Source organism: Streptomyces venetus, from assembly GCF_039540295.1.
In the GTDB taxonomy this organism is placed as follows: Bacteria; Actinomycetota; Actinomycetes; order Streptomycetales; family Streptomycetaceae; genus Streptomyces; species Streptomyces venetus.
Window position 1 is genome coordinate 86,958 of the sequence record NZ_BAABET010000014.1, and the last position, 25,147, is coordinate 112,104.

Consider the following 25,147-nt stretch of genomic DNA (forward strand, 5'->3'; position numbering starts at 1 on the left):
TCAGCGGCGGGCAAGCCGATCAGGCAGCGGACGAGCTGATCAGAGAGCGGACAACTCGTCCACCAGATCGTCCAGACCCAGCGACCCCTGCGACAGTGCCGCCATGTGCCAGGCCTTCGGGTCGAAGGCGTCGCCGTGTCGCTTGCGGGCGTTCTCGCGGCCCAGCAGCCACGCCCGCTCGCCGAGCTTGTAGCCGATGGCCTGGCCCGGCATGGACAGGTAGCGGGTCAGCTCGCTCTCCACGAAGTCGGCCGGCCGGCTGCTGTGCGAGCCGAAGAACTCCTGCGCCAGCTCGGCCGTCCAGCGCTCCCCGGGGTGGAAGGGCGAGTCGTCCGGGATCGTCAGCTCCAGGTGCATGCCGATGTCGATGATGACGCGCACGGCCCGCATCATCTGCGCGTCCAGGTAGCCCAGCCGGCGCTCCGGGTCGGTCAGGAAGCCCAGTTCGTCCATCAGCCGCTCCGCGTACAGCGCCCAGCCCTCGGCGTTGGCGCTCACCATGCCGACGCTCGCCTGGTAGCGCGAGAGGTTCTGCGCCACGTGCTTCCACTGGGCCAGCTGAAGGTGGTGGCCGGGCACGCCCTCGTGGTACCAGGTCGACACCAGGTCGTAGACCGGGAAGCGCGTCTCGCCCATGGTGGGCAGCCAGGTGCAGCCCGGGCGGGAGAAGTCGTCCGACGGGGGCGTGTAGTAGGGGGCCGCGGCGCTGCCCGGAGGGGCGATGCGCGACTCCACCCGGCGCACCCGCTCGGCCAGGTCGAAGTGGGTGCCGTCGAGGGCGTCCATCGCCTCGTCCATGAGGCTCTGGAGCCAGTCGCGGACCTCGTCGACGCCCTCGATGTGCGTGCCCTGCGCGTCGAGGTGGGCCAGCGCCTCCCACGGCGTGCCGGCGCCCGGCAGGATCTTCTCGGCCTCGCTCTTCATCTCGCCGAGGAGGCGGTGGTACTCGGCCCAGCCGTAGGCGTACGCCTCGTCCAGATCGAGATCCGTGCCGTTGAAGTAGCGCACCCAGCGCGCGTACCGTTCCCGGCCCACCACGTCCGGAGCGCCCTCGATCGTCGGCGCGTACACGTCCCGCATCCAGTCGCGCAGCTCCACGACCGCTTCGGTGGCCGAGCGGGCGGCGGCGTCCAGCTCGGACCGCAGGGCCTCGTGCCCGGCGGCCGCGTACTGCTCGAACCAGCCGTGTCCCTCGCCGTCCGAGTCGGCCCACTCGCCGAGCTGCTGCACGAACGTGGCCGTGGCGCGGGGTCCGGCGTACAGCTTGCGTTCCAGGCCGAGCGCCAGGGACTCCCGGTAGCCCTCCAACGCGGCCGGGACCCCGCGCAGCCGCTCGGCGATCGCGGTCCAGTCCTGCTCCGTCTGCGCCGGCGTCACGGTGAACACCTGCCGCACGGCATGGGCGATGGAGCTCAGGTTGCTCACGGAACGCAGGCTCTCGTCGGCCTCGTGCACCGCGAGTTCGGCGGTGAGCCGCTCCCGCAGCAGCCGCGCGCAACGACGTTCGACGTCACTGTCCGCACCGGGCAGCCGCTCCGCCTCGTCCAGCCGGGCGAGTGTCCGGCGCGCCAGCTCGGCGAGTGCCTCCTGGCCCGCCGGTGAGGTGTCGGGCAGCCTGCTCGAACTCTCCTTGTCGCCGAGGAACGTACCGGTGATCGGGTCGAGGGCGACGAGTTCGTCGACGTAGGCGTCGGCGACTTCCCGGGGCAGCTGGCTCTTGATCTCAGACATGTGGCCATCCTCGTACGACGGACCGCACACGTCACGCGGATTGAGCCGAGGGCGAAGGCGGCAGCAGCGGCCCGCACTCCCACTGCTGGAAGATCAGCCGCGTCTCCACCCGGGCCACCTCCCGCTGCGACGTGAACTCGTCCAGCACCAGACGCTGCAGATCCGCCATGTCGGCGACCGCGACATGGACCAGATAGTCGTCGGGACCGGTCAGATGGAACACCGTCCGCGACTCCGGCAGGACCCGGATCCGCTCCACGAACGGCCCCACCAGCTCCCGCCGGTGCGGCCTGACCTGCACCGACAGCAGGGCTTCCAGCCCCCGCCCCAGCTTCGCCGGATCCAGCTCCAGCCGGTGCCCGAGGATCACGCCCGACCGGCGCAGCCGCGTCACCCGGTCCAGACACGTCGACGGCGCCACCCCGACCTGCGCGGCGAGATCCCGGTAGGTCGCCCGGGCGTCGTTCTGCAACAGCCGCAACAGATGGAGATCCACCGGATCCAGTACGACAGATTCAGCCATCGGCCGAACGTAGCACGGGATCCGCCCCCGGCAGCCCGGCCGATGTTCACCCTTGCCCACCATGGACATGGACACAACGAGCACGCGCGCCCACGACGCCATACGCACCGCACCGCGAGCCCTCGCCACCGAGGCCGTGCACGCCGGGCGGGACGACCTCGCCCGGCAGGGGCTGCACGCCCCGCCGATCGACCTGTCCACCACCTACCCGTCGTACGACAGCCGTGGCGAGGCGGCCCGGATCGACGCGTTCGCCACCACCGGCGCGGAGCCGGACGGCCCGCCGGTCTACGGGCGGCTCGGCAACCCGACCGTCGCCCGCTTCGAGACCGCTCTGGCCCGCCTCGAGGGCACCGAGGCCGCGGTCGCCTTCGCCAGCGGCATGGCCGCACTCAGCGCCGTCCTGCTCGTCCGCGGCTCCACGGGCCTGCGGCACGTCGTCGCCGTACGCCCCCTCTACGGCTGCAGCGACCATCTGCTGACCGCCGGGCTGCTGGGCACGGAGGTGACCTGGACCGACCCGGCCGGCGTCGCCGACGCCCTGCGGCCGGACACCGGACTGGTCCTGGTCGAGTCCCCGGCCAACCCCACCCTCGCCGAGGTCGACCTGCGGGCCGTCGCGCACGCCTGCGGCTCGGTGCCGCTGCTGGTGGACAACACCTTCGCCACGCCGGTCCTCCAGCGCCCCGCCGAGCACGGTGCCCGGCTGGTCCTGCACAGTGCCACCAAGTACCTCGGCGGCCACGGCGACGTCCTCGCGGGCGTGGTCGCCTGCGACGAGGAGTTCGCGGGCCGGCTGCGCCAGGTGCGCTTCGCCACCGGCGGAGTCCTGCACCCGCTGGCCGGCTATCTGCTGCTGCGCGGCCTGTCCACCCTCCCCGTCCGGGTCCGGGCGGCCTCCGCCACGGCCGCCGAACTGGCCGGGCGCCTCGCCGCCGACCCGCGGGTCGCCCGCGTGCACTACCCGCGCATCGGCGGCGCGATGGTCGCCTTCGAGGTGCACGGCGACCCGCACGAGGTGATCGCCGCGGTCCGCCTGATCACCCCGGCGGTGAGCCTCGGCAGCGTCGACACCCTCATCCAGCACCCGGCGTCCATCAGCCACCGCATCGTGGACACGAACGACCGCAGGGGAGCAGGGGTGACCGACCGACTGTTGCGCATGTCGGTCGGCCTGGAGGACGTGGAGGACCTGTGGTCGGACCTGAACGCGTCCCTGCCAGGGGCGCGGGGAACTGCGCGACAGGCCACAACCGGCGTGCGGCCGCCGACGGACCCCATGCCCCTACGGCGCTGAGGCGCTGCCCAGCTCCCCCGCACGCGCCGCGACCGCCTCACCCAGCCGCGCCGTGATGACCAGCGTCCCCTCCTCGACCTGGTAGTCGAGAGGAAGCCCCAGCCCCCGCATGGCGGCGACCATGCCCGTGTTGGACGCCTGGGTCACGGCATAGACGCTGGAGCACCTCGCCTCGACGGCCAGGGCGACGAGCCGCGACAGCAACTCCGCCCCGACACCCCGCCGCTGCCACGCGTCCTCGACGAGCAGGGCGATCTCCGTCTCGTCCCCGTCCCACAGGAGGTGACCGAGCCCGACGATCCGCCCGGAGGCCGTCTGCACGGCGAGCGTGCGGCCGTAGCGCGGACTGAGCAGATGGTTGAGGTACCGGTCGGCGTCACCGACGGGCCCGTGGTAGCGCAGCTTCAGCGTGCGCGGCGAGCACCGCTCGTGCATCGCCCGGGCCGCTTCGAGATCGCGTGTGTCGGCCCGCCGCACGGTGATGTCGCTGCCCTCGGCGAGCGTGAACACGTCCCGTCCGTGCGGCAGGCGCGGTCCGAGCCGGGCGTCCAGCTCCACCAGAGCCCTCGCCCGGGCGAACTCGGTCGGTGTGAACGGCAGATACGGCCGCTCCACGATGATCACTCCGCCTTCCAGCGCGCGCAGCCGCATCACCGTGTCGTCGAGGGCTCCCTCGACGGCGAGGCTCCCCGGAGTCCCGCCGTCACCGGCCGGCGCCGGCAGGGACCGGATCGTGCACCGGCCCAGCAACTGGCGGAGGGCCAGCGGCAGTTCCGCCGAGTCCAGGGCGGTACGGGCGGCGAGCCCGAGGACCCGGGTCGGCGCGTCCACGAGGTCGTGGGCGTCGGCCCGCTCGATCCAGGTGTCGGTACCACCGGCCGACTCGACGGCCGTGGTGATCGCGGACGCCGGCAGGCCGTCCGGTCCCCGCAGCAGGAACTCGTCGACCGTGCCCTCGGCCAGCGGGTGCGTCTGCAGGCTGAGGATGTCGACGCGCTGTCCGGCCAGGGCGCTGCACAGCGCCGCCAAAGACCCCGGTTCCTCCTGAACCGTGGTCCGCATCCGCCACAGGGTGTTCGCCCCCGGCACCTGCTCCGGTGCCAGGGACCCGGTATCACTCGTGGGCGGGGCGTGTTCCTGGCGTCGTGTTCGCCAGGCGTGGAACGCCGCCGCGACCTTCTGCCACGAGGTGGCGGGGCGGCAGTCGGCTTCAGAATGCGTCACGTGGGTCACTTCTCGCGTCATGCACCCACTGTGACCGAACGGTGTTGCGTGATCACAAACGCCCTGTGACCGGCGGGTAAAAGAGTCGGCTTGCCCTCTTTATCGACCCTTCAAACGTGGTGCTCCGTACCGTACTTCGTCCCTCACTGGCCCACCAGGCCCGGCTGGAGCACCTTGGTGAACAGCACGGTGCCGTCCTGTTCCCGCAGACGGACCGTCAGCTCACCGCTGCCGCCGTCGATGGCCACCTCGCCGAAGAACTGGTAGCCACCGGCGGGCGAGACGTTCGGGGTGGTCGGCGCCTTCACGAACACCCGGTCCGGGCCGAAGGTGCCGTCGAGCGCGTTCGCCGGGAACGCACCGGCGTTCAGCGGACCCGACACGAACTCCCAGAACGGCTCGAAGTCGGTGAAGGCGGCCCGCGACGGCTGGTAGTGCTGCGCCGAGGTGTGGTGCACGTCGGCCGTGAGCCACACCGTGCCCGTGATGCGCTGGTGCTTGACGAACCGCAGCAGCTCGGCGATCTGGAGCTCACGGCCCAGCGGCTTGCCGGGGTCGCCCTGCGCGACGGCCTCGATGTTCGGCGCGTCCGGGACGACCAGGCCGAGCGGCATGTCGGAGGCGATCACCTTCCACACCGCCCGGGAGCGGGCCAGCTCACGCTTGAGCCACTCCAGCTGCTCGCGGCCGAGGATGCCCTGCGGGTCGGCGGGCTGGTCGTCCGGCGAGTTGGCGTTGCGGTAGGTGCGCATGTCCAGGACGAAGACGTCCAGCAGCGGGCCGTGGTGCTGGACCCGGTGGACACGGCCGTCGGGGCGGCGCAGCGTGGAGATCGGGAAGTACTCCGAGAACGCCTGCCGGGCGCGGGCGGCGAGCACGTCGACGCGCTTCTCGGTGTACCGGGAGTCGGTGAGGATCTCGCCCGGGTACCAGTTGTTGGTGACCTCGTGGTCGTCCCACTGGATGATCGACGGGATCCGGGCGTTGAAGGCGCGCAGGTTCTCGTCCAGCAGGTTGTAGCGGAAGTTGCCGCGGAACTCCGTCAGGGTCTCGGCGACCTTCGACTTCTCCTCGGTGGTGATGTTCCGCCAGGTGCGCCCGTCGGGGAGGGCGACGGTCTCGGTGATCGGGCCGTCGGCGTAGATGTTGTCGCCGCTGCACAGGAAGAAGTCCGGGTCGAGTGCGGCCATCGCGTCGTAGATCCGGTAGCCGCCGAGCTCCGGGTTGATGCCCCAGCCTTGCCCGGCCAGGTCGCCGGACCAGACGAACCGTACGCCGTCGCGGCGCTTGGCGGACGCCGTGCGGAAGGTGCCGGTGACCGGTTCGCCGGTGCGGCGAGGGTCGTCCGGGTCGACGAGCAGCACCCGGTAGTGGACCTGCTCGCCGGGCGGCAGGCCGCGCAGCCGGGTGGTGCCGGTGAAGTCCGTGCCCGAGCCCAGCAGCGGGCCGTGCCATCTGCGCGGATTGCGGAACGACTCGGTCGCCGACGTCTCGACGATCATCCGGGCGGGCCGGTCGGACCGCACCCACACCAGCCCGGAGTCACTGGTCACGTCGCCCGCCTGGACACCCCACCCCGCCTTCGGGCGTCCCGACCGCGCGAAGGCCGGCGCCGCGCCGAGCGCGGTGGGCAGGGACAGGGCCGCCGACGCGACGAGCGAGCCACGCAGGACGCTACGGCGCCCGGGGAACGGACGGTGTGACATGGATACGCCTCCAGGGACGGGATCCGGCCAGGTGTGCACAGCCACAACTACTGGCACGCCGCAGCGCACACGCGAACCCCAAGTGAACAACTGACCGCAGGGCGAGGGGAACGGGCGGGAGCACGCCGGCCGGGGGAGTCACCCGGTGGCGGCCTCCGCCATCAGGCGTATGCCCTCGTGGATCCGGGCGGGCGGCACATGGGCGTAGCCCAGGACCAGTCGTGTCTTCTTCCCGTCGGCGGTCCCGGCCGGCGTGTGGGCGTACGCCGACAGCGGGCGTACCGCCGCTCCGGCCGCTGTCACGTGCTCCAGGAAGCGTTCCTCGGGGCCGTACCGCTCGGGCAGCGTGGCGATCACGTGCAGGCCCGCGGCGATCCCGAAGACCTCGGAGCCGGGGAAGTGCTCGTCGAGGGCCGTGGTGAGCGCGTCCCGGCGCTCGCGGTAGGCGCGCTGGCAGCGGCGCAGTTGGCGGTCGTAGTCGCCGCGCTCCAGGAAGCGGGCGAACAGGGCCTGGTCGAGGGCCGGGTGCCCGAGATCCGTGGTGCGCTTGCGTTCGACGATCTCCTCCGCCCAGGACTCGGGCACCAGCAGCCAGCCCAGCCGCAGCCCCGGGGCGAGGGACTTGCTGACCGAGCCGGTGTAGGCGACGTGGTCCGGGTCGAGGCCCTGGAGCGCGCCGACCGGGGCACGGTCGTAGCGGAAGTCGCCGTCGTAGTCGTCCTCCAGGACGATGCCGCCCACGTCCCGCGCCCAGTCGAGCAGGTCCGCGCGGCGCCGCGCCGAGTAGGCGATCCCGGTGGGGAACTGGTGCGCCGGTGTCGTCACCACGGCCCGGACGCCCGACGCCCGCAACGGCTCCAGGGCGATGCCCTCGCCGTCCACGGGCACCGGTACGACGGTGACGCCGGCCGAGGCGTACAGCGCGTCGTGCTGGGGACTGCCCGGGTCCTCCACGCCGATCGTGCGCACACCGCGCGCGTGCAGCACGGAACCGAGCAGCGTCGTCGCCTGGGCCACCCCTGAGACGATCACGATCCGTTCCGGGTCGGCCACCACGCCCCGTCGCCGGGCGAGCAGTTCGGCCAGCGCGGTGCGCAGCCGGGGCAGCCCGCGCGGGTCGGGGTAGCCCAGCTCCTGGTGCGGCAGCTCCGCCAGTACACCGCGCTGCGCTGCCGCCCACGCCGAGCGCGGGAACAGTGACAGATCCGGCGTCCCGGGCACGAAGTCCGCCCGGGCACCGGGCAGGCGGGGAGCGAGGTCCCGCGCACGCGGCCGGGCCGACCGTGCCGCCTCGCCCACCCACGTCCCGGCGCCCTGGCCGCTGCGCAGGTAGCCCTCCGCCGTCAGTTGCTCGTACGCCTGGGTGACGAGCCCGCGCGACACCCCCAGGTCCGTCGCGAGATCCCGGCTCGACGGCAACCGCGTGCCCGGGGCCAGCCTGCCCGAACGCACCGCCTCGCGCAGGGCCGTCTGCAGGGCCCGGCCGCGGGTGCGTGCCGGTGCCGAGACGGCGGGGAGCAGCAGTTCCCAGGCGGCGGACGCGGGACCGTTGCGGTTCATGCGGTCAGTCTGCCCGACGGGCGGGGCGTTCCCGGAGCAGGTTCGAGGGCCACGGACGGGTGTGGTCAGCGGCTGCCGTCGAGGACGACCCGGGCGACCAGGGCCGGGTCGTCGTTCATCGGGACGTGGCCGCAGCCGGGCAGCCGCACCAGCCGGGCGCCGGGGATGACGCCCTTGGCCCGTACGCCCTGGCGGGGGATGAGCAGCCGGTCCCGGTTGCCCCACGCCACGGTGACCGGCGTGCCGACGATGTCCTCGGTGAACTGCACGGCCCTGCCGGAGCGAAGGGTCTCGGAGAAGCCCTGGGCCCGGGCCAGCGCGAGGGTCTCGGCGATCACGGCCTCGGGTGATCGGCGGCCCGGGCGGGCGTAGATGGTGCTCGTCAGCAGGGTGCGGCCGATCGCCGGGCGGGCCAGCCGTTCGACCACGGGCAGCGGCATGCGCCGGGCGATCTGCCGCATCGCCGTCAGCACCGCGAACGCGTAGCGGCGCTCGGCCTCGTTCCAGAACCCGGCGGGCGACAGGGCGGTGACGGAGCGGACGAGCCGGGCCCGGGCGAGCTCCAGGGCCAGCAGGCCGCCCAGCGAGTTGCCCGCCACGTGCGGCCGTTCGATCGCCAGCGCCTCGCACAGTGCCGTGAGGACGGTGTTCATCGTCGGCAGGTCGTGCGCCATGCCGTCCGGAAGCGCCGGCGACTCGCCGCATCCGGGCAGGTCCACGGCGATCACGTCCCGCTCGGCGGCCAGCGCCGGGATCACCGGGTCCCACACCTGCCGGTGGTGGCCGATGCCGTGCAGGAGGAGCAGCGGTTCGCCGCTGCCCTCGCGCGTGTAGGACAGGGTCACGTTCTGCTCGCCTCGCGCGGAGGCGACCTTGAAGGAGACGGTGGCGGGCATGGGGGTGCTCCTCGGCTGAACTCGCTGACGGACGCTGTAGACAGCTTGTCAGCAATTACTACCGACGGGTAGCCCCGAGTCGTGGCCACCTCCCCGCCGTCGCCCCGGCTCAACGGGCCCGGCGCAGCTCCAGGTTGAAGTCCGCGTGCCCGAACTTCTGCATCAGACCGAACCACAGCGGCAGCCACATCTCCACATGGCGTGCCGCCCGGATGCCCCCGAGATCGAGCACCCGGTCGGCCGGCCAGCCGAACTCCCCGAGCAGCGCCGTCACCTGTTCCTTGGCGCGCGCGTCCTCCCCGCAGACGAACACGTTGTGCTCGCCCGGCACCCGCCCGGGGTCGACCATCACCTGACAGTTGACGGTGTTGAGTGTCTTCACCACGCGCGCGTTCGGGAAAGCCCGCTGGATCTGCTCACCGACGCTGTCCGACTCCACGGGGGACAGCCGCAGCTCGCCCTCCTCGAACGCCAGCGGGTTGGAGACGTCCACGAGGACCTTCCCGTCGAGGTCCTCCGGCCTCACCGCCTCCAGTGCCGCGAGCGCCACCCGCCCGCCGACCGCGTTGACCACGACCTCGCCGAACGCCGCCGCCTCCGCGAACGTTCCCACGCCCGCGCCGGCGCCCGCCGAGGCGGCCCACTCCACGGCGGCCGGGTTGTCCCGCGTCCGCGAGCCGAGCCGCACCTCGTGCCCCAGTTCCACCAGCCGGCCACCGAGCGTGCGCCCGACCTGGCCCGTGCCCAGAACCGCGTACCGCATCGCCACCTCCTGTGCTGTGCCGCCGATCACCGGCGCCCTGTCGGTCATTCTGTCCGGCAACGGGCGATTCCGCCTGGACAGGGCCGCACCCGTGGGCTGGGATGGAGTCCGTGACCACCGAGACCGCGACCGACGTCTTCGAAGCGCACCGCCCCGTCCTGACGGGCGTCGCCTACCGCATGCTCGGCCGCGTGGCCGACGCGGAGGACGTGGTCCAGGAAGCCTGGCTGCGCTGGTCGGGCGCAGACCGCGGCGATGTGCGCGAACCGCGTGGTTACCTCGTCCGGATCACCACCCGCCTCGCCGTCGACCGGCTGCGCCAGATCAAGGCGCGCGGGGAGACGTACGTGGGCCCCTGGCTGCCCGAGCCGTACGTCACCGACTTCGGCGACACCGTGCCGGACACCGCCGAGCGGGCCGTGCTCGCCGACTCCGTCTCGCTCGCCGTCCTCGTCGTGCTGGAGTCGCTGTCGCCGCTGGAACGGGCGGTGTTCGTGCTCCGCGAGGCGTTCGGCTTCCCGTACGCCGACATCGCCGCCATGCTCGACCGCGGCGAGCCGGCGGTACGCCAGCTGGCCGGGCGGGCCCGCAAACACGTCGAGGAGCGCCGACCGCGCTACGAGGTCGACCCCGTCCAGCGCCGTGACCTCACCGAACGGTTCCTCGCCGCCGCGGCGGAGGGCGACCTCGACGGACTGATGGAACTGCTCGCCCCCGACGTCCGTCTCGTCGGCGACAGCGGCGGCAAGTCGCGGGCGCCGCTGCGGGTGCTGCGGACCGCCGACAAGGTGGGCCGGTTCCTCGTCGGTGCCGCGCGGAAGGGTGTCCCGGACCACTCCGTGCGCTTCCTGGAACTCAACGGCGGCCCGGCCGTGCTGGTCCTGTCCGGCGACAGGCCCGACAGCGTCTTCCAGCTCGACATCGCCGACGGCCGCGTCCAGGCCGTCTACATCATCCGCAACCCCGACAAGCTGGGATCGCTGGCCACCGCGTAGACGGCGCCACCGCAGCCCGTACGCCACCGTCCGTACCGGGTGGATGAACGTCCCGTGAACGTTCCCGGGCATTGGTCTTGACCAAGGATCAGGGCGGACCTATGGTCGCAGAGAAGTGAAACAACCTTTAAAAAACAAGGGCGTTAAAAAGCCGCCGGCCACGGCGATTGCGGAGGACAGGGTGGGGACCACGCAGCTGGAATCGGTGCCGGAACCGAAGTACTTGCACCTCAAGACCGTGCTCAGCGAAGCGCTCGACTCGGAGTTCTCGGTGGGGGAGATCCTGCCCAACGAGCGCGACCTCGCGGCCCGTTTCGGCGTCGCCCGCGCCACGCTCCGTCAGGCGCTGGAGCAGCTGGAACTGGAAGGCAGGCTCCAGCGCCGCCGCGGTGTCGGCACGACCGTCGCGCCGCCCCGCATGGGCGTCTCCCTCGGCGCCGGCCCGCACACCTGGCCGGGTGGTTCCGAGGACGCCTGGCAGCCGGTCGACTGCACGGCGGCGGTGCCGCCCGCGGCCGTCGCCGACGCGCTGGAGACCGGCCGCGACGAGTCCGTGCACATCGTGCGCCGCTCCCGCGTCTCGCAGGGCCGGCCGGTGGCCGCCGAGCTGCTGTACGTCCCGCAGTCGTCGGTGTCCGAGCTCTCCGCGATCGACGCGCCCTCGGGGGCCGCGCGGGCGCGTGCGGTGCTGCGGGAGTTGCGGCGTGTGGAGCTGGAGCGGCAGGAGAACGCGGTGGAGCTCGGCTCCGCCGGGGCGGACGACGCGAAGGAGCTGGACCGGCTGCCGGGGGCGCCTGTTCTCGTCGTCACGACCCGGTTCGTGTCCGCGGGGCGTGCGGCTGCGCTGTCGGTCGCGACGTATCGCGCTGACACGTGCCGGTTGACCTTCGGTGACGCGGGTGGGGTGGAGATTCACACCGGGCCTGAGCAGCGGGCTTCCTGACCGTCCGTCGGTTCGCAGGGTGCGGTGAGCGGTCGGCCGCGCGTGCGTCGTGGCTGGTCGCGCCCACGCGGCGGAGCCGCACATCGATACAGCCCCGCCCCCTTGGGGGCCGTCACCGGTAGGGCGTTGTGGCGGTCTCCACAGTGAAAAGTTGTTCCTCCACGTGGTCCAGGGCGAGGCGCAGGGCGCCGGTCGCCACCGCCGCGTCGCCCAGGCGGGAGAGGGCCACCTGCGGAGGGCGCAGACAGTAGCGGGCGAGTTCGTGGCGGAGGGGGTCGAGGACGCCGTCCAGGCCCGCGGCCCAGCCGCCGATGACGACCAGTTCCGGGTCGAGGGCCAGGGCGAGGGCCGCCACGTCGTGGACCAGGCGCTGGAGGAAGCGGTCCACGGCCGCGCGGGCCCGCCGGTCGCCCTCCCGGGCCTGTGCGAAGACCTCGGCCACCGCCTGCTCGTCCAGCGGGTGGAGGGGCTCGTCCGTGGTGGACAGGAGCGTCTCGGGCGTCACCTCCCGGCCCAGCAGGTGCAGCGCGCCGATCTCGCCGGCCGCCCCGCCGTAGCCCCGGTGCAGCCGGCCCCCGATCAGCGCACCGGCGCCGGGACTGAGCCCCGCCAGCACGAACACCACGTCCTCCGACTCGGCGGCCGCTCCCTTCCAGTGCTCGGCGACCGCCGCCGCGTTCGCGTCGTTCTCGACCAGCACCGGGCACTTGAAGGACCGGCTCAGCCGCTCGCCCAGCCGCAGCCCCGTCCACCCCGGAAGCGCCGTGCCCAGCCGTACCGTGCCGTCCGCCTCGACGATCCCCGGTGTCGCCACACCCACCGCCCGCAGCGAGCCGCGGGCGACACCGGCCCGGCGCAGCAGCTCGGCGACGACCCCGCGCAGCCGTTCCAGGCGCTCGTCGGCCCCGGCCGTCTCGGCCACCTCCTTGGCCTGGGAGCCGATCAGCCGCCCGTCCAGGTCCGCCAGGAGCGCGGCCACCCGGTGTGCCCCGATCTCCAGCCCCAGCAGATGCCCCGCCTCCGCACGGAACCGGAACCGCCGCGCCGGCCGCCCCTGCCGCCGCGCGGCGCCCTCCTCGGCCGCCTTCTCGACGACGAGCCCGGCCTCGATGAGTCCCTCGACCACGCCCTCGACGGTCGGCCGGGACAGCCCCGTCACCCGGGTGATCTCGGTCAGCGTGGCGCAGTCCGTGGCACGCAGCGCGTGCAGCACCACCGCGGAGTTGATCCTTCGCAGCAGCGAGGGATCCCCGCCGGTCAGCCGCCCCACCGTCCGTCCTCCCAGCTCGTGCGCGTGTTGGCCGGATCGTACTCGGCGGGCCGGGCCCCGGCGAGGGGCAGGCACCCGGCCCGCCGGTCAGCCCGGCGAGGAGCAGGCACCCGGCCCGCCGGTCACCCCGGTGCCACGAACCCGGACTCGTACGCCGCGATCACCGCCTGGGTCCGATCCCGCGCTCCCAGCTTCGCCAGCACGGCGCTCACATGCGACTTGACCGTTTCCGTCCCGACGACCAGCCGGGCGGCGATCTCCGCGTTCGACAGCCCCCGCGCCATCAGCCGCAGCACCTCGGCCTCCCGCTCGGTCAGCTGCGCCCGCTCCATCGCCGCCCGCGCGGCCCGGTTCCCGCCCTCGTCCCCGTACTCGGCGGCGAGCTGCCGCACCGAGGCGGGGAACAGCAGCGAATCGCCCTCGGCGATCAGCCGCACCGCGTGCACGATCTCGGCCGGCCGGGCCCTCTTCAGCAGAAACCCGTCGGCCCCCGCCCGCAGCGCCTCGTACACGTACTCGTCGTTCTCGAAGGTCGTCACCACGAGGATCCGCGGCGGATCGTCGACCGTCCGCAGCAACGCCCGGGTGGCCTCGATACCGTCCAGCAGCGGCATCCGTACGTCCATGGCGACCACGTCCGGCCGCAGCTGACGCACGAGCGGGATCACCGCCGCCCCGTCCGCGGCCTCCCCGACGACCTCGATGTCGGGCTGCGCCTCCAGCACGGCCCGCAGACCCGCGCGTACCAGGGGTTCGTCGTCGACGAGGAGAACGGTGACCGGCATCCGGCCAGCCTAGATCAACTCAGCGGCAGCTCGACATGGACCTGCCAGTCGCCTTCGTCGGGGCCGGTCCGGGCGCGTCCGCCGAGCAGGGCCGCGCGCTCGCGTATGCCGCGCAGGCCGCTGCCGCGTCCGGGGCCGGGTATCGGCGAGGTCAGCGGGTTGCGGATCGCGAGGACGAGGGTGTCGCCGGTGACCTGGACGCGTACCTGTGCCGGAACCGCTCCCGCGTGCCGCAGCACATTGGTCAGCGCCTCCTGGAGGATCCGGTAGCCCTCCCGGGACACCGGACCCGGCACGGTGTCCACGGGCCCGGTCACCTCGGCCTCGACCTTCGCTCCGGAGGCCCGCGCGGACTCCAGCAGCCGGTCCGCGTCCGCCAGGGTCGGTCTGCCGCTCACCGGCTTCTGCGATTCACGCAGAACGCCCAGCACCCGCTCCAGGTCCTCCAGCGCGGCCCGGCCGGTCTCCTCGATGGCGACCAGCGCCCGGTCCGTGAACTCCGGGTCACCGGCCGCCCGTGCGGCGCCCGCCTGCACCACGGCGACCGTGAGCGCGTGCCCGATGGAGTCGTGCAACTCGCGGGCGATGCGCGTGCGTTCCAGCAGCTGTTCGGTGCGCTCCTCCAGCGCCGCCATCCGCTCGGCGGGCGACGGCCCGAGAAGCCGCTTGGCCAGCGCGGTGATGAGGTGGCCCGACCCCACCACGACGACGGGGCACAGAATCAACGGCACGGGTGCGACCACGGCGTGCCACCAGCGGTTCTCCTCGACGGTCACGAATCCATCGGCCCAGGGCCCGAGACCGAGCCCGGTCGTCAGCAAGTCGATCGCGAAGAGGGGCAACTGGAGGGAGAGGTGGGCCACGGTCCAGCCGAAGACGAGCCGCGCCTCCAGCCACACCACCGTCCGCCCGCGGTCTCCCCACGTGACCGACGGGGTGGTAACGATCTCCGCGCTCTCACCCTCCTGCCGGTGATCGATGAGCAGCAGCCTGGCCTGGAACCCCTCCACGACCCGCGTGATGGGCACGAGACCCGCGAGCCCGAGCAGCACGGCGGCCGTGACCTGGGTCCACCACGCCTCCTGGATGAAGATCCACAGCGACGGCCACACGATGGCCACCACCATGTGCAGCCACCGCTTGTACGTCACCGCCCGCGTGAGCGGGCGCAGCATGCGGACCATCGCGCCATCGTGCCAGCCGCCACTGACAACGGACCTCCCCCGCACGGGGGAGAGGATCTCCACCGCCGGGGGAGGCCCGCACCCCCGGCGAAGCGCCACGCTGCTCCCATGACCAGCATCGAAGTCCAGGACCTCACCAAGGAGTACGGCACCGCACGAGCCGTGGACGGCCTCACCTTCCGTGTCCTGCCCGGCCGCGTCACCGGCTTCCTCGGCCCCAACGGAGCCGGGAAGTCCACCACCATGCGGCTGGTGCTCGGCCTCGACCGGCCGACCGCCGGTTCCGCCACGATCGGCGGTCGCGCCTACCCGACCCTGGGCGAACCCCTGCGCCACGTCGGCGCCCTGCTCGACGCGCAGGCCGCGCACGGCTCCCGCACCGCCCGCGACCACCTCCGTGTCCTGGCGGTGAGCAACCGCATCCCCGACCGCCGGGTGGACGAGGTGCTGGAGGAGACCGGCCTGGCCTCGGTGGCCCGGCGCCGGGTGCGGACGTACTCCCTGGGCATGCGCCAGCGACTCGGCATCGCGGCCGCCCTGCTGGGCGATCCCGAGGTGGTGATTCTGGACGAGCCGTCCAACGGCCTCGACCCGGAAGGCATCGTGTGGATCCGGCAGTTGCTGCGCCGGCTCGCGGGGGAGGGGCGCACGGTCCTGGTCTCCAGTCATCTGATGAACGAGACCGCGTCCTTCGCGGACCAGCTCGTCGTCCTCGGCCGGGGCCGGCTCCTGGCCGACACCCCGATGCGCGAGTTCATCCACGCACGCGTGCGACCCCGGGTACGGATCCGCACGACCGACCCCGTGGCGCTCGAGAGCGCCCTCGCCGAACACGGCCACCAGGCCGTGGAACACGCGGACGGGCACTGGACCGTGGACCACGCGCGCGTGGACGACATCGGCCGCCTCACCTCCGCCGCGGGTGTGCCGGTCCTGGAACTCGCGGCCGAGGAGGGCACCTTGGAACAGGCCTACTTCGACCTCACCTCGGCCGAAGCCGAGTTCACCGCCCAGCCGCAGGAGGCATGACCATGGAACTCACCCCCGTCCTCCGCTCCGAGTGGCTGAAGATCCGCACGCTGCGCTCCCTCCCCGGAACGCTGCTCGCCCTTTTCGCCGCGACCACGGCGTTCTCCGCGATCGCCGGTGTCTCCGACACCTCGGACCCCGGCTTCGACCCGCTGTTCATGGCCCTGTCCGGTGTCGTTCCCGGCCAGATCGCCGCCGTCTCCTTCGGGGCCATGACCGTGTCCTCGGAGTTCCGGTCGGGCGCGCTCCGGCTCTCACTGGCCGCGGTGCCGCGACGCGGCCGCTGGTTCGCGGCCAAGGCGGCCGTCATCGCCGTACCGACCCTTCTGGTGGGGTGGGCGACCGCCCTCGCCGCCCTGTTGGTCGCACGCGCGGTGCTCGGTCCGGCGGCGGACGGGCTCACCGTCGGCGAGCAGGTCCGTGGTGTCATGGGCTGCGGCGTCTACCTCATGCTGATGGCCCTGTTCGCCGCCGGGCTCGCCGCCCTGCTGCGCAGCGGCACGGCCACCCTGTCGCTGCTGATCCCGTTCATCCTCGTCGTGTCGTTCGTGATCGGCGACGCGACGGGCACGGTCGCCGACTTCCTGCCCGACAAGGCGGGCCAGTTGGTCATCCGGGGGACGTACGAGGGATCGTCCCTCGGGCCGTGGTCGGGGCTCGCGGTGACCGCGCTCTGGACGGTGGCCGCACTGCTGGCGGGCGCGTGGAGCCTGCGTCGGCGGGACGCCTGACCGATAACAGGGGTGATGCCCCGCCAAGTGTCAGTGGCGGCGGGTTTACTGGACCTCATGAACATCGCGCAGCACATCGCCCTCGTCGACGAGCTGTGCTTCCGCCCCTTTCCGGCGGAACACGGCCCGTCGGACGTCGGCACCTCGGGCCCCGGCTACCACGTCGCGGTGTTAGGGAGCGCGGCCGACGGCGACCCCGCCACCCGGGCGGTGACGGTCGACCAGTTCGAGAAGGACCGGGACGCCGTCTACGAACTGCTCGCCTCGCGCTGGGGCGACACGGACCCGTGCAACCTGCAGACCGTCCTGCTGCGTACCGACCGGGAGGAGATACCGCGGCCGTGGGCCGAGCTGAGCGCGTGGGCCGGCGTGGCGTATGTGTGGGAGGTGGAGGGCACCGGCCGCTGGGTCGCCGTGGCGGTCGCGGACCGGGACCCCTCCCAGGACGTGCGGCTGCTCGCCGTGGTCACGGAGACCGACCCGCCGTGACCGGTCAGGCCTCCGCGGCCTCCCGCAGGCGCCGGAACTCCTCGGCCATGGTCTCGGCCGTCCAGTGCGCGTTCAGCCCGCTCGGGTTGGGCAGCACCCACACCCGCGTGTCCCCGATGGTCCGCGGCTGCGGTCCCACCTGGGCCTTGCGGTCGTCGAACGCCGCGCGGTAGGCGGTCACCCCCACCACGGCGAGCATGCGCGGCCGCAGCCGCTCCACCTTCAGGGCGAGCAGCCGCCCGCCCTCCCGGTACTCCTCGGGACTCAGCTCGTCGGCCCGCGCGGTCGGCCGGGCCACGACGTTGGTGATGCCGAGCCCGTACGAGAGCAACTCCCGCTGCTCCGCCGGCTTCAGCAGCCTGGGGGTGAAGCCGGACCGGTGCAGCACCGGCCAGAAGCGGTTGCCGGGGCGGGCGAAGTGATGGCCCGTCGCGGCCGTCATCAGACCGGGATTTATCCCGCAGAACAGCACCCGCAGACCGTCCGCGACCACGTCGGGCACGACGCGGTCACGGGCGGCCTCCAGTTCCTCGGGCGTGAAGCGCGCCATCGTGAGCGGCGCGTCAGAGGATCGCCCCGGGCGTGTAGCCCGCGGCCCGGGGGTGCTGCTTCACGACCTCCTCGACGCGGGCGACGACGGTGGCGACCTGATCGCCCGCGGCCCCCGTGAAGGACAGCTTGTCGGCCATCAGGGCGTCCAGTTCGGCCCGGTCGAGGGGGAGACGCGCGTCGGCGGCGAGCTTGTCGAGCAGCTCGTTGCGCTCGGCGCCCTGCTCGCGCATCGCGAGCGCGGAGGCGACGGCGTTCTCCTTGATCGCCTCGTGCGCCAGCTCCCGGCCCACACCCGCGCGCACCGCGCCCATCAGCACCTTGGTGGTGGCGAGGAACGGCAGGTACCGGTCCAGTTCACGCGCCACGACCGCCGGGAACGCGCCGAACTCGTCGAGCACCGTCAGGAACGTCTCCAGCAGACCGTCCAGCGCGAAGAACGCGTCCGGCAGCGCGACCCGGCGCACCACCGAGCAGGACACGTCGCCCTCGTTCCACTGGTCACCCGCCAGCTCGCCGGTCATCGAGGCGTAGCCGCGCAGGATCACCATCAGGCCGTTGACGCGCTCGCAGGAGCGGGTGTTCATCTTGTGCGGCATCGCGGAGGAGCCGACCTGGCCCGGCTTGAAGCCCTCGGTGACCAGCTCGTGCCCGGCCATCAGCCGGATCGTCTTCGCCAGCGACGACGGCGCCGCCGCCAGCTGCACCAGCGTCGTCACGACCTCGTAGTCCAGCGAGCGCGGGTAGACCTGCCCGACCGAGGTGAACGCCTGCGAGAAGCCCAGGTGCCCGGCGATCCGCTGCTCCAGCTCCGCGAGCTTCGCGGCGTCCCCGCCCAGCAGGTCCAGCATGTCCTGCGCGGTGCCGACCGGGCCCTTGATGCCGCGCAGCGGGTAGCGGCCCAGCAGCTCCTCGACACGGCCGAACGCGACGAGCAGCTCGTCGGCGCCGGTGGCGAAGCGCTTGCCGAGGGTGGTGGCCTGCGCGGCCACGTTGTGCGAACGGCCGGCCATGACCAGCTCGCCGTACTCGCCGGCGAGCTTGCCCAGCCGCGCCAGCACGGCCACCGTGCGGTCGCGCACCAGCTCCAGCGAGAGCCGGATCTGGAGCTGCTCGACGTTCTCGGTGAGGTCGCGGGAGGTCATGCCCTTGTGCACGTGCTCGTGCCCGGCGAGGTCGTTGAACTCCTCGATCCGCGCCTTCACGTCGTGCCGCGTGACCTTCTCACGCTCGGCGATGGAGGCCAGGTCGACGGTGTCGAGGACGCGCTCGTAGTCGGCGAGCGCCGCGTCCGGCACCTCGATCCCGAGGTCCTTCTGGGCCCGCAGCACGGCGAGCCAGAGCTGCCGCTCCAGCTTCACCTTCTGCTCGGGCGACCAGAGCGTGGCGAGCTCGGCGGAGGCGTAGCGTCCGGCGAGGACGTTCGGGATGCGGGGCTTGGCGGGCGCAGAAGTCACGTGGACGGATTCTACTGGCGATTCGTGCAGGCCAGCGCACCGGCCTTTTCGTCGGAACCTACGAGAGGTGCTCGGGCACCGGGCCCTACAGCTCGTACGGCAGCAGCTCGGGCCGTTTCGGCGGCAGTCCGTCGCCCGAGGAGCGGCCCGTCAGACGGCGGCCTATCCACGGCAGCAGGTGCTGCCGGGCGAACCGCGCGTCCGCCACGCGCCGCTCGACCCAGCCGGGCGGCAGCGTCGCCGGCATCGGTGTGTGCCACTCGGCGTCCTCGGGCTCGTGGCCGAGCGCCTGCCACACCGCCTCCGCGACCCGGCGGTGGCCCTCCGCCGTCAGGTGCAGCCGGTCCACGTCCCACAGCCGCGGGTCGCTGAGCGAGGGCGCGCCGTAGAGGTCGACGACGAGCGCGCCGTGCCGCGCGGCCAGCTCGTCGACACAGGCGAACAGCTCCTCCATACGCGGCCGGAACCGCTCCAGGACCGGCCCCTGCCGGCCCGGGCTGCGCATCAGCACGAGCCGTTCGCACGAAGGGGCCAGCTTCTCCACGGCCTCTTCCAGGAGCGCGCGCACCCTGCCCATGTCGCACTTGGGGCGCAGCGTGTCGTTGAGCCCGCCGACCAGGGTGACGACGTCGGCCCGCATGGCCGCGGCCACGTCCACCTGCTCGTCGACGATCTGCTGGATCAGCTTGCCGCGCACCGCGAGGTTGGCGTACCGGAAGCCGGGCGTGCGGGCCGCCATCCGCGCGGCGAGCAGGTCGGCCCAGCCTCGGTAGGTGCCGTCGGGCAGCAGGTCCGACATGCCCTCGGTGAAGGAGTCGCCGACCGCGACCAGGCTGCTGTAGGTGGGATTCGTCTGCATGGCGACGGAAATAGTATCCCGTGCACATACCCAGCAGTCGGTCAGTCCCGCCGACCCCGGTTCTCACGTCCTCCGGCCGAACAGCTCCCGCAGCACGTCCTCCATGGTCACCAGACCGGCCAGCCGCCCGTCCGCGCCGAGCACGGCCGCGAGGTGCGTACGGCTGCCCCGCATCGCCGTGAGGACGTCGTCGAGCGGCGTGTGCTCCCGCACCCGGGCGATGGGCCGCATGTCGCGCAACCGGAACGGCGTATCCCGCCCGGCGGCGTCCAGGGCGTCCTTCACGTGCAGGTAGCCGACGATCCGCCGGCCCTCGTCCACCACCGGGAAGCGGGAGAACCCGGACTCCGCCGACAGCCGCTCCAGCTCCTCCGGAGTGACGCCCACGCGCGCGTACACCACGCGTTCCAGCGGCAGCACCACGTCGCGCACGGGGCGGCGGCCCAGTTCCAGCGCGTCGTGCAGCCGCTCCTGGGCGCGGTCGTCGATGAGACCGGCCTCGCTGGAGTCCTTCACGATCTGCGCTATCTCCGCGTCCGAGTAGGAGGCGGCGACCTCCTCGCGGGCCTCCACCCGCAGCAGCTTCAGCAGTGTGTTGGCGAAGGTGTTCACCGTGAAGATCACCGGGCGCAGCGCCCGGGACAGCGCCACCAGGGGCGGGCCGAGCGCCAGCGCGCTGCGTACCGGCTCCGCGAGCGCGATGTTCTTCGGCACCATCTCGCCGAGCAGCATGTGCAGATACGTCGCCAGGGCCAGCGCGATCACGAAGGACACCGCGTGCCCCGCGCCCTCGGGCACACCCACCGCGTGGAACACCGGCTCCAGCAGATGCGCGATCGCCGGCTCGGCGACCACACCCAGCACCAGCGTGCACAGCGTGATGCCGAGCTGGGCCGCCGCCATCAGCGCGGACACGTGCTCCAGCCCCCACAGCACGCTCTTGGCGCGCCGGTCGCCCTGGTCGGCGTGGGGCTCGATCTGGCTGCGGCGTACGGAGATCAGCGCGAACTCGGCGCCGACGAAGAAGGCGTTCACGACAAGCGTCGCCAGACCGATCAGCAGCTGGACGGCGGTCACAGCTCCACCTCCTTCTCGTCGGGCTTCTCGTCGTCGAGGGGCGCGCGCAGCCGGACGCGGGCCGCCCGGCGCCCGGTCGCGTCCAGGACCTCCATCCGCCAGCCCGCGACCTCGAGGGTGTCGCCGACGGCCGGTATCCGGCCGAGCACCGTCGCCACCAGCCCGGCGAGCGTCTCGTACGGCCCCTCCGGCGCGCGCAGCCCGATGCGCTCCAGATGGTCCACGCGCGCGGAGCCGTCCGCGTCGTACAGGGCGTGGCCGGACTCGTCCGTGCCGGCCGGGGCGAGGTCCGGCAGCTCGTGCGGATCGTGCTCGTCGCGCACCTCGCCGACGACCTCCTCGACGATGTCCTCCAGGGTGGCGACACCGGCGGTGCCGCCGTACTCGTCGATCACCACGGCCATGGTGCGCTTGCCGGAGAGCCGATCCAGGAGCCGGTCGACCGTGAGCGTCTCCGGGACCAGCAGGGGTTCGCGCATCAGCTCGGAGACGTAGATCCTGGTCCGGCGCTCCGCGGGTACCGCGAGGACGTCCTTGACGTGCGCGGTTCCTACCACCGAGTCGAGGGTGCCGCGGTAGACCGGGAACCGGGACAGGCCGGTGGCCCGGGTCGCGTTGGCCACGTCCTCCAGGGTCGCCTGCACCTCCAGGGCGACGACCTGGACCCGGGGCGTCATGACGTTCTCCGCGGTGAGGTCGGCGAGGTTCAGGGTCCGCACGAACAGCTCGGCGGTGTCGGCCTCCAGGGCGCCCTCCTTGGCGGAGTGCCGGGCGAGCGCCGCCAGCTCCTGCGGACCGCGCGCCGAGGCCAGCTCCTCGGCCGGTTCCACGCCGATCCGGCGCACGACCCGGTTCGCCGTGTTGTTCAGGTGGGTGATGAAGGGCCGGAACGCGGCGCTGAACCAGCGCTGGGCGTTGCCCACGGTCTTGGCGACGGTCAGCGGCGAGGAGATCGCCCAGTTCTTGGGCACCAGTTCCCCGACGACCATCAGGAACACCGTCGACAGGGCGGTGCCGAGCACCAGCGCGAGACTGTGCGAGGCCGAGCGGGAGACTCCGGCGTCCTCCAGCGGCCCGGCGATCAGCGCGGCGATCGACGGTTCGGCGAGCATGCCGACGACCAGGTTCGTGACCGTGATGCCGAGCTGTGCCCCGGAGAGCTGGAACGTCAGGTTCCGTACGGCCTTCAGGGCGCCCTGCGCGCCTCGCTCGCCGCGCTGGACCGCCTGCTCCAGCTCCGCGCGCTCGACCGTGGTGAGCGAGAACTCGGCCGCCACGAAGGCTCCGCAGGCGAGTGAGAGCAGGATCGCCGCCAGGAGCAGGAGCACTTCGGTCATCGGTTCACCCCCGTTCCATGCTTCTCCAGGACGGGGCGGAACGCGCGATGTCGCGCACGGGGAGGCTCGCCCATGGGCGGACGCTCACAACCTTTCATGCAGAACCGAGTGGCCATCCAAGAGTAAAGGATGGGCAAAGTCCTGCGGGGTGGGACTCACGCGGAGTCGGCGGGGACGGGGGACAGCCGGTACGCACCCTGGTGAGGGACGACGCGGCCCGCGGTGGGCGGTGCGAAATGGGTGCCCAGGAGAAGGGTGTCCGTACCGGCGAGCGAGCCGAGCAGCTCGCGGCGTGTGACCTCGGACCGGCCGGGGTCGATGTCCACGCAGGCGCCGATGCCCGGGTGGGCGAGCTGTACGGGGTGGTGGACGCAGTCGCCGGTGATCAGCGCCGTCCGCCCGCGGCTGGTCAGCTCGACGGCGATGTGGCCGGGCGTGTGACCGGGCGTCGGGAGCAGGCGCAGGCCCGGAGCGACCTCGACGCCCTCGGCGGGAACGTCCACGAGGTCGAGCAGTCCCGCCTCCTCCACCGGGATCACGGAGTCGCGGAACATCTGCCGGCGCGCCTCGTCCATGGCGTACCCGGCCCAGAACTCCCGCTCGGTGCGGGAGGTCAGGTATCGGGCGTTCGGGAAGGTGGGGACCCACTCGCCGTCCGCCTCCCGGGTGTTCCAGCCGACGTGGTCGGCGTGCAGGTGGGTGAGGAGCACCAGGTCGACCGAGTCCGGGGAGTGCCCGGCGGCGGTGAGGCGCTGCGGGAAGTCGGTGTCGAGCCGGTGCCAGGCGGGGTTGGCCCGCTCCTTGCCGTTGCCGATCCCGGTGTCCACCAGGACCCTCAGCCCGTCGACGGTGAACGCGAAGCTGTGGCTGTCGATGCGCAGGATGTTCTCGTCGTCGGCGAAGTCGGGGCGCAGCCAGGCTTGCCCCGCGACGACGTCCGGTGTGGCGTCGGGCAGAAGCCAGGGCCCGGTGGCGCGAGGCAGCAGGATCTCGTCGACCCGGTGGACCGTGACGTCGCCCACGGTCCAGGAGGCGGGTGTGGTCATGGGAGCTCCTTCGACCGTCATTAAAGCAATCTGTTTGCGTTAAGTCGACCGTAGGTCCTAGTGTCCCTTAAGGCAAACGTTTAGCTTTTGTGGAGGGTCGATGTCTCAAACCGAAGTGACGCCGCGTGAAGCTGCCCACCGCGCGGCGGTCGCGGCCACCGCCGACCACATCCGCTCCGTCGTCGCGGTCCTGCGGGAGCTGGACTTCGGCGACGCCCCGCCCGCCTTCGCCTATCGCGCCGCGGCGACGAAGGAGGCGCACGATGCAGCCCAGTGAACTGACCCTGAGCGCCGCCGCCGACGAGATCCGGGCCCGGCGGCTGTCCCCCGTCGAACTGGCGGACTCCGTGCTGGAGCGCGTCGAACGGGTGGAGCCGCACCTCGGGGCCTACGTCACGGTCAGGGCGGAGCGCGTCCGTCGGGCGGCGCGCTTGGCCGCGGACGACATCGCCGCCGGGCGCCACCGCGGTCCGCTGCACGGCATCCCGATGGGCCTGAAGGACCTGATCGATGTCGCCGGCCTGCCCACGTCGGCCAGTTCGCGGGTCAGGACCGGCCATCGCGCGCCGGCCGACAGCACCGTCGCCGCACGGCTGTCGGACGCCGGAGCCGTCCTCGTGGGCAAGACCCACACCCATGAGTTCGCCTACGGCCTGACCACACCGCAGACCCGCAACGCCTGGGCCCCCGGCCGGGTCGCCGGCGGCTCCAGCGGTGGATCGGCCGTCGCCGTCGCCGCGGGCACCGCCACCTTCGCCCTGGGCACCGACACCGGCGGATCCATCCGGGTGCCCGCCGCGCTCAACGGCGTCGTCGGTCTCAAACCGACCTACGGCCTCGTGCCGCGCCACGGCGTCACGTCCCTGTCCTGGTCCCTGGACCATGTCGGTCCGCTCACCCGCACCGTCGAGGACGCGGCCCTGGTCCTCGCCGCCGTGGCCGGCCACGACCCGCGCGACCCCGCCTCCCTGGCCACACCCCCGGCGCGGTACCTGCCGGGCCCGGACACCGACCTGACCGGACTGCGCATCGGCGTGCCGCGCACCTACTACTTCGACCGTGTCGACCCGGAGGTGGAGGCCGCCGTCCGCCGCGCCATCGGGCAGCTCGAGGCCCTCGGTGCCGGGCTCGTCGACATCGAGATCCCCATGGCCCGCTACGTGAAGCCCACCCAGTGGGGCCTCATGGTGCCCGAGGCCACCGCCTACCACGAGGACACCCTGCGCACGGTCCCCGAGCTCTACCAGGACGACGTCCGGGTCCTGCTCGAGGCCGGTGAGCTGATGCCCGCGGGCGACTACCTGCGCGCCCAGCGCTCGCGCACCCTCATGCGGCAGGAGTGGGAGCGCGTGCTGCGGGACGTGGACCTGATCGCCGCCCCCACCGTCCCAGCGACCGCGGTCGAGGCCGGCCAGGAGGAGATCACCTGGGCCGACGGCACCGTCGAAGGTGTCGCCGACGCCTATGTGCGGCTCTCCGCACCCGCCAACATCACCGGCCTGCCCGCCCTGTCCGTACCGGTCGGCCACGACACCGCGGGCTTGCCGATCGGCATGCAGCTCCTCGGCAGGCCGCTCGGCGAGAGCCTCCTCCTGAGGGTCGGCCACGCCTACGAACAGACCCGGCCCGCCCAGGGGCTCGCGACGGCGACCACGGCCGCTCGTTAGACGCAACGATTTCGCTTTAAGCTGGGTGT

24 protein-coding genes are annotated in these 25,147 nt (G+C 72.7%); 8 read left to right on the forward strand and 16 right to left on the reverse strand.

From position 1 onward, the window contains the following. Positions 1-39: 39 nt before the first annotated feature. On the reverse strand, positions 40-1,731 hold the full coding sequence (locus ABEA82_RS35305) for a DUF885 domain-containing protein (protein WP_345665836.1): 1,692 nt from the start codon (positions 1,729-1,731) through the stop codon (positions 40-42). Positions 1,732-1,762: 31 nt separating this feature from the next. Next, positions 1,763-2,254 carry an Lrp/AsnC family transcriptional regulator gene (locus ABEA82_RS35310; RefSeq protein WP_030835643.1) on the reverse strand — a complete coding sequence of 164 codons (492 nt, stop codon included), beginning with the start codon at positions 2,252-2,254 and terminating at the stop codon, positions 1,763-1,765. A 67-nt stretch (positions 2,255-2,321) separates the two neighbouring features. On the opposite strand from ABEA82_RS35310, the gene ABEA82_RS35315 reads away from it, so the two are divergent. Beyond that, positions 2,322-3,551, forward strand: coding sequence for a trans-sulfuration enzyme family protein (locus tag ABEA82_RS35315; RefSeq protein ID WP_345665965.1), 1,230 nt, complete (start codon positions 2,322-2,324; stop codon positions 3,549-3,551). Here the strand turns inward: ABEA82_RS35315 and ABEA82_RS35320 are convergent. The 5 genes from ABEA82_RS35320 to ABEA82_RS35340 form a co-directional block, all read right to left on the reverse strand. Then, positions 3,540-4,796 (reverse strand): GNAT family N-acetyltransferase, encoded by a 1,257-nt coding sequence (locus ABEA82_RS35320; protein WP_345665837.1) that lies wholly within the window; start codon positions 4,794-4,796, stop codon positions 3,540-3,542. The genes ABEA82_RS35315 and ABEA82_RS35320 overlap by 12 nt on opposite strands. Before the next feature lie 122 nt (positions 4,797-4,918). Continuing rightward, entirely contained in the window at positions 4,919-6,481 is a 1,563-nt protein-coding gene (locus ABEA82_RS35325) for an alkaline phosphatase D family protein (RefSeq protein WP_345665838.1), read from the reverse strand. A 138-nt stretch (positions 6,482-6,619) separates the two neighbouring features. Further along, entirely contained in the window at positions 6,620-8,041 is a 1,422-nt protein-coding gene (gene pdxR, locus ABEA82_RS35330) for a MocR-like pyridoxine biosynthesis transcription factor PdxR (RefSeq protein ID WP_345665839.1), read from the reverse strand. Positions 8,042-8,106: 65 nt separating this feature from the next. Further along, the gene (locus ABEA82_RS35335; protein ID WP_345665840.1) at positions 8,107-8,937 is read right to left on the reverse strand and encodes an alpha/beta fold hydrolase; all 831 of its coding nucleotides are present in this window, start codon (positions 8,935-8,937) and stop codon (positions 8,107-8,109) included. A 109-nt stretch (positions 8,938-9,046) separates the two neighbouring features. Next, complete coding sequence (locus tag ABEA82_RS35340) at positions 9,047-9,700, reverse strand: NADPH-dependent F420 reductase (RefSeq protein ID WP_345665841.1); 654 nt, start codon at positions 9,698-9,700, stop codon at positions 9,047-9,049. A 110-nt stretch (positions 9,701-9,810) separates the two neighbouring features. On the opposite strand from ABEA82_RS35340, the gene ABEA82_RS35345 reads away from it, so the two are divergent. Next, positions 9,811-10,695, forward strand: coding sequence for an RNA polymerase sigma-70 factor (locus ABEA82_RS35345; protein ID WP_345665842.1), 885 nt, complete (start codon positions 9,811-9,813; stop codon positions 10,693-10,695). A gap of 181 nt (positions 10,696-10,876) precedes the next feature. After that, positions 10,877-11,638 carry a GntR family transcriptional regulator gene (locus ABEA82_RS35350; RefSeq protein WP_345665843.1) on the forward strand — a complete coding sequence of 254 codons (762 nt, stop codon included), beginning with the start codon at positions 10,877-10,879 and terminating at the stop codon, positions 11,636-11,638. 112 nt (positions 11,639-11,750) lie between these two features. Here ABEA82_RS35350 and ABEA82_RS35355 read toward each other — a convergent pair whose 3' ends face one another. The 3 genes from ABEA82_RS35355 to ABEA82_RS35365 form a co-directional block, all read right to left on the reverse strand. Further along, complete coding sequence (locus ABEA82_RS35355) at positions 11,751-12,908, reverse strand: ROK family transcriptional regulator (RefSeq protein ID WP_345665844.1); 1,158 nt, start codon at positions 12,906-12,908, stop codon at positions 11,751-11,753. Between the two features lie 122 nt (positions 12,909-13,030). After that, on the reverse strand, positions 13,031-13,693 hold the full coding sequence (locus ABEA82_RS35360; RefSeq protein WP_345665845.1) for a response regulator transcription factor: 663 nt from the start codon (positions 13,691-13,693) through the stop codon (positions 13,031-13,033). A gap of 14 nt (positions 13,694-13,707) precedes the next feature. Then, the gene (locus tag ABEA82_RS35365) at positions 13,708-14,877 is read right to left on the reverse strand and encodes a sensor histidine kinase (RefSeq protein ID WP_345665846.1); all 1,170 of its coding nucleotides are present in this window, start codon (positions 14,875-14,877) and stop codon (positions 13,708-13,710) included. Positions 14,878-14,985: 108 nt separating this feature from the next. Here ABEA82_RS35365 and ABEA82_RS35370 point away from each other — a divergent pair, with 108 nt between their 5' ends. From ABEA82_RS35370 to ABEA82_RS35380, 3 genes are read left to right on the forward strand one after another with little or no spacing between them, the layout of a single operon-like run. Then, a complete protein-coding gene (locus ABEA82_RS35370) occupies positions 14,986-15,906 on the forward strand; it encodes an ABC transporter ATP-binding protein (protein WP_345665847.1) in 921 nt (306 codons plus the stop codon). Positions 15,907-15,908: 2 nt separating this feature from the next. Beyond that, positions 15,909-16,637, forward strand: coding sequence for an ABC transporter permease (locus ABEA82_RS35375; protein ID WP_345665848.1), 729 nt, complete (start codon positions 15,909-15,911; stop codon positions 16,635-16,637). A 57-nt stretch (positions 16,638-16,694) separates the two neighbouring features. Continuing rightward, on the forward strand, positions 16,695-17,126 hold the full coding sequence (locus tag ABEA82_RS35380; RefSeq protein WP_345665849.1) for a hypothetical protein: 432 nt from the start codon (positions 16,695-16,697) through the stop codon (positions 17,124-17,126). A gap of 4 nt (positions 17,127-17,130) precedes the next feature. On the opposite strand, the gene mug is transcribed toward ABEA82_RS35380, so the two are convergent. The 6 genes from mug to ABEA82_RS35410 form a co-directional block, all read right to left on the reverse strand. Beyond that, positions 17,131-17,676 carry a G/U mismatch-specific DNA glycosylase gene (mug, locus tag ABEA82_RS35385; RefSeq protein ID WP_345665850.1) on the reverse strand — a complete coding sequence of 182 codons (546 nt, stop codon included), beginning with the start codon at positions 17,674-17,676 and terminating at the stop codon, positions 17,131-17,133. 13 nt (positions 17,677-17,689) lie between these two features. Then, positions 17,690-19,132, reverse strand: coding sequence for an adenylosuccinate lyase (gene purB, locus ABEA82_RS35390; RefSeq protein WP_345665851.1), 1,443 nt, complete (start codon positions 19,130-19,132; stop codon positions 17,690-17,692). An 85-nt stretch (positions 19,133-19,217) separates the two neighbouring features. After that, entirely contained in the window at positions 19,218-19,991 is a 774-nt protein-coding gene (locus tag ABEA82_RS35395; RefSeq protein WP_345665852.1) for an SGNH/GDSL hydrolase family protein, read from the reverse strand. A 63-nt stretch (positions 19,992-20,054) separates the two neighbouring features. Then, positions 20,055-21,068 carry a hemolysin family protein gene (locus ABEA82_RS35400; protein WP_345665853.1) on the reverse strand — a complete coding sequence of 338 codons (1,014 nt, stop codon included), beginning with the start codon at positions 21,066-21,068 and terminating at the stop codon, positions 20,055-20,057. Beyond that, positions 21,065-22,405 (reverse strand): hemolysin family protein, encoded by a 1,341-nt coding sequence (locus ABEA82_RS35405; protein ID WP_345665854.1) that lies wholly within the window; start codon positions 22,403-22,405, stop codon positions 21,065-21,067. The genes ABEA82_RS35400 and ABEA82_RS35405 overlap by 4 nt, the downstream gene beginning before the upstream one ends. A 155-nt stretch (positions 22,406-22,560) precedes the next feature. Next, positions 22,561-23,451: an MBL fold metallo-hydrolase gene (locus tag ABEA82_RS35410; RefSeq protein ID WP_345665855.1), complete on the reverse strand. Its 891-nt coding sequence runs from the start codon at positions 23,449-23,451 to the stop codon at positions 22,561-22,563. A gap of 100 nt (positions 23,452-23,551) precedes the next feature. On the opposite strand from ABEA82_RS35410, the gene ABEA82_RS35415 reads away from it, so the two are divergent. Both ABEA82_RS35415 and ABEA82_RS35420 read left to right on the forward strand, forming a co-directional pair. Then, positions 23,552-23,728: a hypothetical protein gene (locus ABEA82_RS35415; RefSeq protein ID WP_345665856.1), complete on the forward strand. Its 177-nt coding sequence runs from the start codon at positions 23,552-23,554 to the stop codon at positions 23,726-23,728. Next, positions 23,715-25,118, forward strand: coding sequence for an amidase (locus tag ABEA82_RS35420; protein ID WP_345665857.1), 1,404 nt, complete (start codon positions 23,715-23,717; stop codon positions 25,116-25,118). The genes ABEA82_RS35415 and ABEA82_RS35420 overlap by 14 nt, the downstream gene beginning before the upstream one ends. Positions 25,119-25,147: the final 29 nt, after the last annotated feature.

Excerpts from the sequence above, each read along its gene's own strand:
- ABEA82_RS35305 (WP_345665836.1), bottom strand. The coding sequence starts at position 1,731 with ATGTCTGAGATCAAGAGCCAGCTGCCCCGGGAAGTCGCCGACGCCTAC.
- ABEA82_RS35310 (WP_030835643.1), bottom strand. The coding sequence starts at position 2,254 with ATGGCTGAATCTGTCGTACTGGATCCGGTGGATCTCCATCTGTTGCGG.
- ABEA82_RS35315 (WP_345665965.1), top strand. The coding sequence starts at position 2,322 with ATGGACACAACGAGCACGCGCGCCCACGACGCCATACGCACCGCACCG.
- ABEA82_RS35320 (WP_345665837.1), bottom strand. The coding sequence starts at position 4,796 with ATGACGCGAGAAGTGACCCACGTGACGCATTCTGAAGCCGACTGCCGC.
- ABEA82_RS35325 (WP_345665838.1), bottom strand. The coding sequence starts at position 6,481 with ATGTCACACCGTCCGTTCCCCGGGCGCCGTAGCGTCCTGCGTGGCTCG.
- pdxR (WP_345665839.1), bottom strand. The coding sequence starts at position 8,041 with ATGAACCGCAACGGTCCCGCGTCCGCCGCCTGGGAACTGCTGCTCCCC.
- ABEA82_RS35335 (WP_345665840.1), bottom strand. The coding sequence starts at position 8,937 with ATGCCCGCCACCGTCTCCTTCAAGGTCGCCTCCGCGCGAGGCGAGCAG.
- ABEA82_RS35340 (WP_345665841.1), bottom strand. The coding sequence starts at position 9,700 with ATGCGGTACGCGGTTCTGGGCACGGGCCAGGTCGGGCGCACGCTCGGT.
- ABEA82_RS35360 (WP_345665845.1), bottom strand. The coding sequence starts at position 13,693 with ATGCCGGTCACCGTTCTCCTCGTCGACGACGAACCCCTGGTACGCGCG.
- ABEA82_RS35365 (WP_345665846.1), bottom strand. The coding sequence starts at position 14,877 with ATGGTCCGCATGCTGCGCCCGCTCACGCGGGCGGTGACGTACAAGCGG.
- ABEA82_RS35370 (WP_345665847.1), top strand. The coding sequence starts at position 14,986 with ATGACCAGCATCGAAGTCCAGGACCTCACCAAGGAGTACGGCACCGCA.
- ABEA82_RS35375 (WP_345665848.1), top strand. The coding sequence starts at position 15,909 with ATGGAACTCACCCCCGTCCTCCGCTCCGAGTGGCTGAAGATCCGCACG.
- ABEA82_RS35380 (WP_345665849.1), top strand. The coding sequence starts at position 16,695 with ATGAACATCGCGCAGCACATCGCCCTCGTCGACGAGCTGTGCTTCCGC.
- mug (WP_345665850.1), bottom strand. The coding sequence starts at position 17,676 with ATGGCGCGCTTCACGCCCGAGGAACTGGAGGCCGCCCGTGACCGCGTC.
- ABEA82_RS35395 (WP_345665852.1), bottom strand. The coding sequence starts at position 19,991 with ATGCAGACGAATCCCACCTACAGCAGCCTGGTCGCGGTCGGCGACTCC.
- ABEA82_RS35405 (WP_345665854.1), bottom strand. The coding sequence starts at position 22,405 with ATGACCGAAGTGCTCCTGCTCCTGGCGGCGATCCTGCTCTCACTCGCC.
- ABEA82_RS35410 (WP_345665855.1), bottom strand. The coding sequence starts at position 23,451 with ATGACCACACCCGCCTCCTGGACCGTGGGCGACGTCACGGTCCACCGG.
- ABEA82_RS35415 (WP_345665856.1), top strand. The coding sequence starts at position 23,552 with ATGTCTCAAACCGAAGTGACGCCGCGTGAAGCTGCCCACCGCGCGGCG.
- ABEA82_RS35420 (WP_345665857.1), top strand. The coding sequence starts at position 23,715 with ATGCAGCCCAGTGAACTGACCCTGAGCGCCGCCGCCGACGAGATCCGG.